Below are 11,086 nucleotides of genomic sequence, written 5' to 3'. Positions count from 1 at the left end.
GCGGAAGCAAACCCGGGGACGGCAGGCATGGCCATCGAGACGAAGACCGAAGGGGCGCGCACGTCGCGCCTCGCCATTGGCGGCTGGATGCTGTTCGACTGGGCAGCCCAGCCCTTATTCACCGTCATCACCACCTTCATCTTTGGCCCCTATCTCGTCTCGCGCCTGACCGAAGACCACGCCGCCGGTCAGGCGGCGTGGAGCTATACACTCACCATCTCCGGCATCATCATCGCGCTTCTCTCACCGGTCCTCGGCTCGATCGCCGACGCGACCGGCCGGCGCAAACCCTGGATCGGCGGCTTTGCTATCATCCAGATCCTTTCGCTGGCTGCCCTCTGGTTCGCCGTGCCCGGCAGCAGCCTCGTCTTCGCGCTGACCATGATCGTTCTTGCCTCCGTTGCGGCGGAGTTTTCGATCGTCTTCAACGATTCCATGATGCCGCGCCTTGTGCCGCCACAGGAGGCCGGCCGAATCTCCAACATCGCCTGGGGGCTCGGATATCTCGGCGGGATGATCGTGCTCATCGCAGTCGTCGCCCTGCTGGCCGGCAATCCGGAAACCGGCAAGACGGCCCTCGGGATCGAGCCGCTTTTCGGGCTCGATCCGGCGACGGGCGACGATGCCCGCGTGACGGGTCCGATATCCGCCCTCTGGTATCTCGTCTTCATCCTGCCGATGTTTCTTTTCACGCCCGACCAAGCGCGTGGCCTGCCGATACGTGCTGCCGTGACCTCCGGTATGTCGGAGCTGAAAAGCACTTTTCGCGAATTGAAGGCGCGACCGGGCATCCTGCGCTTTCTGGTAGCCCGTATGGTCTATCAGGACGGGGTCAACGGCCTGCTGGCGCTCGGCGGCACCTTTGCGGCCGGCATGTTTGCCTGGCAAACGCTGGAACTCGGTATCTACGGGATCATCCTCAATGTCGTCGCCATCGGCGGCTGCCTTTATGCAAGCCGGCTGGACACGCGCCTGGGATCAAAGACCGTCGTGATGGCCAGCCTCTTCTGCCTTCTTATCGCCACCATCGGCATCGTTTCGACCGGCCCCGGCTTCACCCTGTTCGGCCTCATTCCCTTGCCGACGGCGGACAGCGGCGGCCTCTTCGGCACGGCGGCAGAGAAGGCCTATATCCTCTACGGCTTGCTGGTCGGGGTCGCATTCGGGCCGGTACAGGCCTCGGCCCGCTCCTACCTTGCCCGCAGCATCGCGCCGGAGGAAGCCGGACGCTACTTCGGCATCTATGCCCTCACGGGACGGGCAACCTCCTTTGCCGCGCCGCTCTCGGTTGCTCTCGTTACCTCGGCGACCGGATCGGCGCGCGCCGGCATGGCCATGCTGGTCATCTTCCTCGCCGTTGGTTTTCTGGCAATGATCCGCACGCCCTACCCAGCCTACCGCCTCCAGGGAAACTGAAACGACGCCGAAACGATGTCGTTTCGGCGTCGCTCGATCGGTAGGTTGTGATGGCCAGCCGTCAGTGCCGGAAGTGCCGCATACCCGTGAAGACCATGGCAACGCCAGCATCGTCAGCAGCGGCAATGACTTCCGCATCACGCATCGAGCCGCCCGGCTGAATGACGGCCGTGGCGCCCGCGGCAATGGCCGAGAGAAGACCGTCGGCAAAAGGCAGGAAAGCCTCCGAAGCAACGGCGGACCCCTTCGTCAGCGGCGTTGCAAGACCCATGGCCTTGGCCGCCTCTTCCGCCTTCAGGGCAGCGATGCGAGCCGAATCGACACGGCTCATTTGCCCGGCGCCGATGCCGGCCGTCTGGCCATCCTTGGCATAGACAACCGCATTCGACTTCACATGCTTGGCGACCTTGAAGGCGAATTTCATGTCTTCCAGCTCCTGGGCGGACGGCGCGCGCTTCGTCACGACCTTCAGCTCGAGGTCATCGACCATGCCATTGTCGCGCGTCTGCACCAGCAGGCCGCCAGCGACGGTCTTGGCGGAAAGGCCGGGAATGCGCGGATCTGGCAGGCCGCCGGTGACGAGCAGGCGAAGGTTCGGCTTGGCCGCGATGACCGCACGTGCGGCATCGTCCACCTCGGGCGCGATGATGACCTCGGTGAAAAGCTTGACAATCTCTTCCGCCGTCGCAGCATCCAAACGGCTGTTGAGAGCGATGATACCGCCAAAGGCCGAAACCGGGTCGCAGGCCAGCGCCCGCTTGTAGGCTTCGACAAGGCTCGGACCGGTGGCGACACCGCAAGGGTTGGCGTGCTTGATGATGGCGCAGGCCGGACCCTTGTCGGTCGGAAACTCCGCAACCAGCTCGAAGGCGGCATCGGTGTCGTTGATGTTGTTGTAGGAAAGCTGCTTGCCCTGCAACAGAGTCGCCGTCGCGACACCCGGACGGTTTTCGCCGGTCACATAGAAGGCCGCCTTCTGGTGCGGGTTTTCGCCGTAGCGCATCTCTTCCTTCAGTTCCCCACCGATAACGCGATGGCGCGGCGCATCGATCTGAAGCTCTTCGGCAAACCAGTTGGAGATGGTCGTGTCATAGGCTGCCGTGCGGGCAAAGGCCTTGGCGGCCATGCGCTTGCGGAAGGCCAGCGTCGTCTCGCCGCCATTGTCGAGCTCGGCAGTCAGCGTCGCATAATCGGCGGGATCGGTGATGACGGTGACATAGGCATGGTTCTTGGCCGAAGCGCGGATCATCGCCGGGCCGCCAATGTCGATATTTTCGACCGTCGTCGGATAATCGGCGCCCTTGGCCCGGACCTCCTCGAAGGGATAGAGATTGATGATGGTCAGGTCGATCGGCGTAATGCCATGAGCCTCCATGGCCGCCTGATGATCGGCATCGTCGCGGATGCCGAGCAGGCCGCCGTGAACGCCCGGATGCAGCGTCTTGACGCGGCCATCCATGATTTCCGCAAAGCCCGTCAGTTCCGACACATCGCGCACGGCAAGTCCGGCCTCGGACAGAGCCTTGTGCGTGCCGCCGGTGGAAACCAGCGCGACACCGCGCTCGACGAGCGCCCTGGCGAGATCGACAATACCAGTCTTGTCCGAGACGGAGAGCAGCGCCGTCTTGACGGCAACGCGATCGGGGGCGGGAATTTTCTTGGATTGAACGGCCATCGCGCCATCTCCTGTGTGAGCCAACGGGCTTTCGACGATGGAGGTGCCGTTAGCACAGGATCAGGCGGCGCGAAACCGTGGGCATCAGGCTTCCCGCGCGATCACCCACTGGATTCCCGAGGTTTCGACAATATCGAAGCTGACGACGATCTGCAGTGCGGTGCGCATGCCCGAGGGGTCGGCAAAGAAGACATCCTCCTCAATATCCATCTGGCCATCCCGGCAGCTGAAGGCCCAGACTTCGCCCTCGGTCGCCATCATCAGGATTTCCGTATCGCTGTGCCGCCGGAGCGTGATGGACGGATGAATGTGGAATCGCGCCACGGCCGGCAGGCTGTCCGGAAACGACCGCCCTTCTAGCAGCCGGAAATGATCCTGCCCGCGCACCAAGCCGCCGGCAAGCCGCACCGCGAGATCGCGTTCATGGAGCACGCCATAGCTTTCCGCATAGCCATCATGGGTCGCCACGACCCGATCAAAGCCGGCAAGCGCACCGTCACGGCTGACGGCAACGCTGGAGACGCCCGACAGCATCACCGGCCCGACGAACCGTGAACGGCACATGCGAGCGGACGAAGTATCGTTGATGGTCACGGTCGAATGACACGCGGTCACGCGCGCCATCTGCCGGAAACGCTCGCCGGCAAAACGCGGCGCGCCGGAATTGACAATGAATCGATATCGCCCCGACGACATCTCAAAGGAGAGACAACCGGCATGGGCGGTACGCGACAGAACCGTCGACCGTGGCTTGCCGGTATCGATCACCACCACCGTATCCTCGGCCGCGAGGCGATGATACTGCCCGTCGGGAAGCTCCCGGAACGGAGCGCCCGCCGTCTCGTCATAGCGCAGCACCGACACCAGCTCATTGGCAAGAATAGTCGTTGCACCGTTGAACAGCGCCAGATCCCCGCTCTTGTGCCGGAAGAAGCGCAGCACGGGATACATGCGGTCGATGCAGGGGATCAGCTTCGGCGGGGCGTCGTGGCCGAGATTGACATAGGTCTGGCGCAACGGAAGGAGATCGAGCAGCAGTTCGAGCACCACGCGCGGGTCGCGCGAAATGTGGCTCCCGTCCGGCAGAATTTGCGCATCGAGTTCCCGGTCGAGGTGGCGCGCCGCCGATTTGATGGCCTTTGGCGCGGTTTCCATGCTCAGCGAGGCCATGGCAACGGCGATGCGAATGCGCAGGCGCACATCCGCCGCCGGGACATGATCGACAATACGGCGCAGATATTTCAGCTGGATCGCCAGACTCTTCAGGAATCGCCGGTAAAAAGCGTGATCGGCATCCTTGAGAATGACCGGCGAATGGCTGAGCCAGGCAATGCAGCGCTGCGCTGTGACATCCGGCTGCAGCGCCAGCGCGTTGAGATCGCGCCCATGCAGCTGGATCCAGTCGTCAACGAGGCGGCGCACCACCTCCTGCACCCGGTCATCGCGAAGCGTTCGCATATGGCGAAGCCATGCAAAAGAATGCAGGCGAACAGCAAATTCGCGAGAAGGAAGATCGACTTCAAAAGGCGAAAGGCCCTCCGGATCGAGGAACCGTCCGGCCAACGGAAACTGGCCGTTCAGGATCTCCTCGGCGGTGTGGACGTCCGTCGCCCTCAGATCCGTCGGCGCCACCAGAAGCTTGCCACCGCCGCGCCAGCCCATCCGCTCCAGCGAAATCCGCGCAAGGGCCAGTCGCCGGCTCAGCCGTCGCCACCCCTCGCGGACGTAAAGGCCTGCAAGCCTTTGACGACTGGAAATGTTCATGTGGAACCGATTGCCCGAACTACGCGTCCGCCCGCTTTGCGAAGCGACGGACGCACAGCATAGAATGCTCTTCGCCTCCCTGTCCAATTATCGCACAGGGTTAAGTTGCTCTCTACACGAAAAGATCGGGTGCGCTTACCTATGCGCTCTATGGATTGCGCTGCAACACGGCCGCGAAGAAGCCGTCCATGCCGCCGGGCGAACTGCCGACCGGCGCCACCATGTCAGGCGTGGTGCGCAGCGTGCCCTCGCTGGTGAACGCTTCGGGCAGGCCCGGAAAAAGCGACGGATCGACGGGACGCAGCGAAACGGACGGGTCCGAGGCCAAGACGCGTGCAACGACCGCCTCGCCCTCGGTCTTGTCGATCGAGCAATTGGAAAAGACAACGAGACCGCCGGGCCGGACCAGCGACAGCGCCTTGCGCAGCATGCGCTCCTGCAGCGCCGCCAGCGTTTCGATATCGGCGGCGTCCTTGATCCACGGCACGTCCGGATGCCGGCGGCAGGTCCCCGTCGAGGAGCAGGGCGCATCGAGAAGCGCGCCATCGAAGAGATGGTCGGTCTGAAAATCCAGCATGTTGGACTGGATGGTCTGCGCAGCCATACCGAGGCGCTTCAGATTGTCCTGAAGGCGCGCGAGGCGGCTGGCGGATTGATCAAGCGCCGTCACCTCGGCACCGGCGGCAACGAGCTGCGCCGTCTTGCCGCCCGGCGCCGCGCAGAGATCGACGATCGCAAGGCCACTGACATCGCCGAAGAGACGCGCGGGAATGGAAGCAGCCGCGTCCTGAACCCACCAGGCACCCTCCTCGAACCCTTCGAGCTTTGGAATGGACCCGGCATCGGCGGGAAGACGAACCGACCCCGTCGGCAGCACGCGGCCGCCAAATTTATCGGCCCACTGCTCGGGATCGGATTTGACAGTGAGATCGATCGCCGACGGCGCAAGCTGGGATGCCTCGATAGTCGTGGCCACCTCCGCGCCATACTGCGTTTCAAGGCGCGCCCGGAACCAGTCCGGAAGCACAGGCGCATCGGACATCGCGGCCAGCATCTCGTCGCGCTCGCGCCCAATGCGCCGCAGCAGCGCATTGACCAGATTGGCAAAGCGGCGCGTGCGAGGATCGGCCAGTGCATGCTCGACAGCCAGATCGACGGCGGCGTGATCCGGGACATCGAGATAGAGGATCTGCACCGCACCGATCATCAGGATGTGCTCGAGCGAGCGGGCGCCCTCCGGCAGCGGTGTCTTCAGCAGGCTATCGAACAGGCCCGCGAGCCGGCGTCGATGACGAAGTGCCGTGGTGACGAGTGCGCGGGCAAGACCGCGATCCGCCTCGTCGAGCCCGAGGATGGCGGGATTTCCGCCCTTGGAATCGAACATGCCGTCCAGCGACGTCTTCCGGTCGACGACGGCAGACAACACCTTGGCTGCAGCCTTGCGCACCGCAAGACCCGGCTTTTCTGGTAGCGGCGCTGGACGCTCGTTCCGCACCGCTTTCGGCTTTGCCTTGTGGAAGGGTCGCCCCTGAGGGCGCTTGTTTTTCTTTACGGTGTCATCGGTCAAGACCACGGGCCCTTTGGCGGTTCGGAAGGACCGCGTCCGAAGCCGGTGGTGGGAACGGAGCGCGAGCGTCGGCCCGACGTAGCAGGCCCGGGCGCCGCGGTCGAGGCCGAACGCCTCTCTCCGAAGCCGCCGGAGCTACCCGGCCCCATTTCCTGCGCGAGCGCGACCAGCGCCTTGATCCGGTTGTCCGTGTTGGGGTGGGTCGAGAAGAGATTGTCCATACGCTCGCCGGAGAGCGGGTTGATGATGAACATATGCGCCGTTGCCGGATTGCGCTCGGCGGCATTGTTGTGGACCACATGGGCGGCGCCGGCAATTTTCTGCAGCGCGGAAGCAAGCGCCATCGGGTTGCCGCAGATCTCCGCGCCGCGCCGGTCGGCCGAATATTCGCGCGTCCGGCTGATCGCCATCTGCACCAGCATGGCCGCGATCGGGGCGACGATCATAGCCACGAGCATGCCGATGCCACCGAGCGGATTGTTGTTGTCGCGGTTGCCGCCGAAGAAGAAGGCAAAGTTGCCGAGCATGGAAATAGCGCCGGCAAGCGTTGCCGTCAGCGTCATCGTCAGCGTGTCGCGGTTCTGGATATGGGCTAGTTCATGCGCCATGACGCCCGCCACTTCCTCGTAGGTCAGCGCATTGAGAAGGCCGACCGAGGCGGCGACGGCCGCGTTCTCCGGGTTGCGGCCGGTCGCGAAGGCGTTGGGCTGCGCGCTGTCGAGGACGTAGACGCGCGGCATAGGGAGGTTGGCGTTGCGGGCGAGATCGCGAACGATACCGTAATATTCCGGGGCCGAACGCTCATCGACCTCCTTGGCTCCGTACATGCGCAGGACCATCTTGTCGGAATTCCAGTAGGAGAAGAAGTTCATGGCGGCCGCCACGAGCAGCGCGATCATCATCCCGCCGCGCCCGCCGATCAGAAAGCCGACAGCCATGAAGAGCGCCGTCATGAAGGCGATCAACATTGCGGTGCGTGCGATGTTCATGGTCGTCTCCTCGAAAGGACGGCACAGCAGCGCTGAGATGCGCTCTTCAATCCGTCTGAACACGGTATATATGATGGGATGAGGCCCCGGCGAGTTCAAGCAAGGAGCCCAATGAGAGATTCGTGAAGAGTGGGACGACACGAGATGAGCGACAAGGCCGAAATCTCGCAGGCGGAAGGGTCCGTCGAGCCGCAGAAGAAACTTTCGCCGGCCGCGATCAGGGCTCTCAAAGAAGCCGAGGAGCGGCGCCAGCAAGAAAAGCGGTCGGCGGCCGAGCCGGAAGTCGGTGGCCGCGGTGGCGCCGATCCTGCCCGCTTCGGCGACTGGGAAATCAACGGCCGCGCCATTGATTTTTGAGCGCTGGCAGCGCGCCTGTTCCACGTGGAACAACGTGAACACGGATGGCATGCGATTGTCGGGTCACTGGATGAGACGGGCTCATCCTCCTGAACCGACAAGGACCTCATCCATGCGCAAGATCGTTCTCTCCACCGTCATCGCAGCCTTCGCCGCCATCTCCTTCGCCGCCCCCTCCCAAGCCGGCTACTACAGCTACGACTACCAGCCGGTCTGCCACATCAAGAAGATCAAGACCTGGGACACCTACGGCAACCTCGTCATCAAGAAGATCAAGGTCTGCAAGTAATCCTGACATGGAAAAGGGCGCCGCGATCCTCTCGCGGCGCCCTTGTCGTTGTTCCGTTCGGCCGGTCTATTCGGCCTTGCGGTTTTGCCGGTTGGCGATGAGGTCGTCCACCACCGCCGGATCGGCGAGCGTGGAGGTGTCGCCCAGGGAACCGAAATCGTCCTCGGCGATCTTGCGCAGAATGCGGCGCATGATCTTGCCGGATCGTGTTTTCGGCAGGCCCGGCGAGAACTGGATTTTGTCCGGCGTCGCGATCGGGCCGATTTCGCTGCGTACGTGCTTCACCAGTTCCTGGCGCAGCGCATCGGTCCCTTCCTGTCCAGCCATCAGTGACACGTAGCAATAGATGCCCTGCCCCTTGATGCCGTGGGGATAACCGACCACGGCGGCTTCCGAAACGAGGTGGTGGGATACGAGGGCGGATTCGACTTCCGCCGTGCCGAGCCGGTGGCCAGACACGTTCAAGACGTCATCGACGCGGCCTGTGATCCAGTAGTAGCCGTCCTCATCGCGGCGGCATCCGTCACCGGTGAAGTACATGCCCTTGTAGGTCGAGAAGTAGGTCTGGATGAAGCGGTGATGGTCGCCATAGACGGAGCGCGACTGACCCGGCCAGCTGTCGGTGATGCACAGATTGCCGTCAGTCGCCCCTTCCAGCAGCTTGCCCTCGTTGTCGACGAGAACCGGCTTGATCCCAAAAAAGGGCCGCGTTGCCGAACCCGGCTTGAGGTCCGTGGCGCCCGGCAGCGGTGTGATCATGATGCCGCCGGTTTCCGTCTGCCACCAGGTATCGACGATCGGCGACTTCTGTTCGCCGACGACGTTGTAATACCATTCCCAGGCTTCCGGGTTGATCGGCTCGCCGACCGAACCGAGCAGGCGCAGCGATTCGCGCGAGGAACGCTTCACGAAGTGATCGCCCGCGCCCATCAGCGATCGTATCGCCGTCGGTGCTGTGTAGAAGATGTTGACCTTGTGCTTGTCGATGACCTCCCAGAAGCGCCCCTGATCCGGGAAGTTCGGAACGCCCTCGAACATCAGCGTCGTGGCGCAGTTCGCCAGGGGGCCGTAGACGATGTAGGAATGGCCGGTCACCCAGCCCACATCCGCCGTGCACCAGTAGACGTCGCCCTCGTGGTAATCGAAGACATATTCGTGCGTCATCGAGGCATAGACGAGATAGCCGCCCGTGGTGTGCACGACGCCCTTCGGCTTGCCGGTCGAGCCCGACGTATAGAGGATGAAGAGCGGGTCTTCCGCGCGCATCTTTGCCGGCGGGCAATCCGGCTTCACCGTGGCGGTTTCTTGGTGGTACCAGAGGTCGCGGCCCGGCGCCCAGCCGATCTTGCCGCCCGTGCGACGCACGACCAGCACCTTGTTGACGATCACATGCTGCTTGGCGGCAATGTCGATTGCGGTATCGGTGTTTTCCTTCAGCGGCACCGGCTTGCCGCCGCGCACGCCTTCATCACAGGTGATCACAAAGGTGGATTCGCAGTCCACGATACGGCCCGCCAGCGCATCCGGCGAGAAACCGCCGAAGACAACCGAATGAACGGCACCGATGCGGGCGCAGGCCAGCATCGCATAGGCCGCTTCCGGGATCATCGGCATGTAGATGGTGACGCGATCGCCCTTCTTCACGCCGTGCTTCTTCAGAACGTTCGCGAGACGGCAAACGTGGTCGTAGAGTTCGTTGTAGGTGATTTTCTTGTCGATATAGGGATTGTCGCCTTCCCAGATGATGGCGGTCTGCTCGCCATGCGTCTTCAGGTGACGGTCGATACAGTTGTAGGAAACGTTGGTGAGGCCGTCCTCATACCACTTGATCGGCACCTTGCCCTTGAAGGACGTATTCTTGACCTTTGTATAGGGCTTGAACCAGTCGATGCGCTTGCCGTGTTTGCCCCAGAACTTCTCGGGATCCTCGACGCTTTCCTCGTACCACTTCAGGTACTTTTCATTGTCGATCAGAGCTTTGGTTCTGGCTGATTTCAGCACGGGATAGGTCTTGGCTGACATGCATTCCTCCTCGAACACCTTGAGCCAGCAGTACAAAATGCAGCCAGCCCTTCCTCCTGGCGCATTCATAACAGGTCAAATATCGACCGCAATTAGACAAAAGCCGATTTGGCGTGAATGAATTGCATTTTTGAGACGATGCGGCTATAGAGACCGCATTTCCCGGAAATCAAGTGGTTTCAAATCCACGTCCCGCGACACCGGCGCGGACGGACAGAAGGACTATATCCATGGCCCAACAACTGCTGATGCCCAAGGCCACCGCCGTCTGGCTCGTGGACAACACCGCTTTGTCGTTCGAACAGATCGCCACCTTCTGCAAGCTGCATCCGCTTGAGGTCAAGGCCATCGCGGACGGTGAATCGGCGCAGGGCATCAAGGGTCTCGATCCCATCGCCACCGGCCAGCTCTCGCGCGACGAAATCGCCCGCGCCGAAAGCAACCCGGCCCACAAGCTGAAGCTTGCTGACCCCAAGGTTCGCGTTCCCGAATCCAAGCGCAAGGGCCCGCGCTATACGCCGGTCTCCAAGCGCCAGGACCGTCCGAACGCCATCCTTTGGTTGGTGCGCAACCATCCGGAGCTGAAGGACGCGCAGATTTCGCGCCTCGTCGGCACCACCAAGTCCACCATCGAGCAAATCCGCGAACGTACCCACTGGAACGCCGCCAACCTGACGCCGATGGATCCGGTGACGCTTGGCCTGTGCAGCCAGATCGATCTCGACCTCGAAGTCGAACGCGCCGCCAAGAACCGTCCGCTGCCGACCGCAGAAGAGCTGGGCGCAACGCTTGAGGCCGCCGAGAAGACCCAGAAGCTCGATTTCAACTTCTACCGCGAGGAAGAGAAGGAAATCGACGCCGACGCCGTCTTCGCCAAGCTGAAGTCGCTGAAGTCGACCCGCACCGAGGACGAGGAAGACGACGCCTATTGAGGCACGCCTTCCGCACCGTGAGAAAACCGGCGCCGTGGGCCACGACGCCGGTTTTTCTTTGTCTGTCAATCACCT

The 11,086-nt window shown here is 62.7% G+C and carries 9 protein-coding genes; 4 read left to right on the top strand and 5 right to left on the bottom strand.

Annotated elements, in window-relative coordinates; translation table 11 throughout:
* The first annotated feature begins 27 nt into the window (after positions 1-27).
* Positions 28-1,416: an MFS transporter gene (locus F3H41_RS12500; protein WP_149739023.1), complete on the top strand. Its 1,389-nt coding sequence runs from the start codon at positions 28-30 to the stop codon at positions 1,414-1,416.
* 61 nt (positions 1,417-1,477) lie between these two features.
* Here F3H41_RS12500 and purH read toward each other — a convergent pair whose 3' ends face one another.
* The 4 genes from purH to htpX form a co-directional block, all read right to left on the bottom strand.
* A complete protein-coding gene (gene purH / locus F3H41_RS12495) occupies positions 1,478-3,091 on the bottom strand; it encodes a bifunctional phosphoribosylaminoimidazolecarboxamide formyltransferase/IMP cyclohydrolase (protein ID WP_149739022.1) in 1,614 nt (537 codons plus the stop codon).
* A gap of 84 nt (positions 3,092-3,175) precedes the next feature.
* The gene (locus tag F3H41_RS12490; protein ID WP_149739021.1) at positions 3,176-4,855 is read right to left on the bottom strand and encodes a heparinase II/III family protein; all 1,680 of its coding nucleotides are present in this window, start codon (positions 4,853-4,855) and stop codon (positions 3,176-3,178) included.
* 148 nt (positions 4,856-5,003) lie between these two features.
* Positions 5,004-6,350, bottom strand: coding sequence for an RsmB/NOP family class I SAM-dependent RNA methyltransferase (locus tag F3H41_RS12485; protein ID WP_149739187.1), 1,347 nt, complete (start codon positions 6,348-6,350; stop codon positions 5,004-5,006).
* Positions 6,351-6,418: 68 nt separating this feature from the next.
* Positions 6,419-7,411, bottom strand: coding sequence for a zinc metalloprotease HtpX (htpX, locus tag F3H41_RS12480; RefSeq protein WP_149739020.1), 993 nt, complete (start codon positions 7,409-7,411; stop codon positions 6,419-6,421).
* Positions 7,412-7,555: 144 nt separating this feature from the next.
* On the opposite strand from htpX, the gene F3H41_RS12475 reads away from it, so the two are divergent.
* The gene (locus F3H41_RS12475; RefSeq protein ID WP_149739019.1) at positions 7,556-7,768 is read left to right on the top strand and encodes a DUF1674 domain-containing protein; all 213 of its coding nucleotides are present in this window, start codon (positions 7,556-7,558) and stop codon (positions 7,766-7,768) included.
* A 112-nt stretch (positions 7,769-7,880) separates the two neighbouring features.
* Positions 7,881-8,057 (top strand): hypothetical protein, encoded by a 177-nt coding sequence (locus F3H41_RS21285; protein ID WP_188129447.1) that lies wholly within the window; start codon positions 7,881-7,883, stop codon positions 8,055-8,057.
* A gap of 66 nt (positions 8,058-8,123) precedes the next feature.
* On the opposite strand, the gene acs is transcribed toward F3H41_RS21285, so the two are convergent.
* Positions 8,124-10,079: an acetate--CoA ligase gene (acs, locus tag F3H41_RS12470; protein WP_149739018.1), complete on the bottom strand. Its 1,956-nt coding sequence runs from the start codon at positions 10,077-10,079 to the stop codon at positions 8,124-8,126.
* Between the two features lie 230 nt (positions 10,080-10,309).
* On the opposite strand from acs, the gene F3H41_RS12465 reads away from it, so the two are divergent.
* Positions 10,310-11,011 (top strand): DUF1013 domain-containing protein, encoded by a 702-nt coding sequence (locus F3H41_RS12465; RefSeq protein ID WP_149739017.1) that lies wholly within the window; start codon positions 10,310-10,312, stop codon positions 11,009-11,011.
* Positions 11,012-11,086: the final 75 nt, after the last annotated feature.

The organism is Rhizobium sp. RU20A (assembly GCF_900155885.1).
Taxonomy (GTDB): Bacteria; Pseudomonadota; Alphaproteobacteria; order Rhizobiales; family Rhizobiaceae; genus RU20A.
This window is presented reverse-complemented; position numbering and strand designations above follow the sequence as displayed.

Excerpts from the sequence above, each read along its gene's own strand:
- F3H41_RS12500 (WP_149739023.1), top strand. The coding sequence starts at position 28 with ATGGCCATCGAGACGAAGACCGAAGGGGCGCGCACGTCGCGCCTCGCC.
- purH (WP_149739022.1), bottom strand. The coding sequence starts at position 3,091 with ATGGCCGTTCAATCCAAGAAAATTCCCGCCCCCGATCGCGTTGCCGTC.
- F3H41_RS12490 (WP_149739021.1), bottom strand. The coding sequence starts at position 4,855 with ATGAACATTTCCAGTCGTCAAAGGCTTGCAGGCCTTTACGTCCGCGAG.
- htpX (WP_149739020.1), bottom strand. The coding sequence starts at position 7,411 with ATGAACATCGCACGCACCGCAATGTTGATCGCCTTCATGACGGCGCTC.
- F3H41_RS12475 (WP_149739019.1), top strand. The coding sequence starts at position 7,556 with ATGAGCGACAAGGCCGAAATCTCGCAGGCGGAAGGGTCCGTCGAGCCG.
- F3H41_RS21285 (WP_188129447.1), top strand. The coding sequence starts at position 7,881 with ATGCGCAAGATCGTTCTCTCCACCGTCATCGCAGCCTTCGCCGCCATC.
- acs (WP_149739018.1), bottom strand. The coding sequence starts at position 10,079 with ATGTCAGCCAAGACCTATCCCGTGCTGAAATCAGCCAGAACCAAAGCT.
- F3H41_RS12465 (WP_149739017.1), top strand. The coding sequence starts at position 10,310 with ATGGCCCAACAACTGCTGATGCCCAAGGCCACCGCCGTCTGGCTCGTG.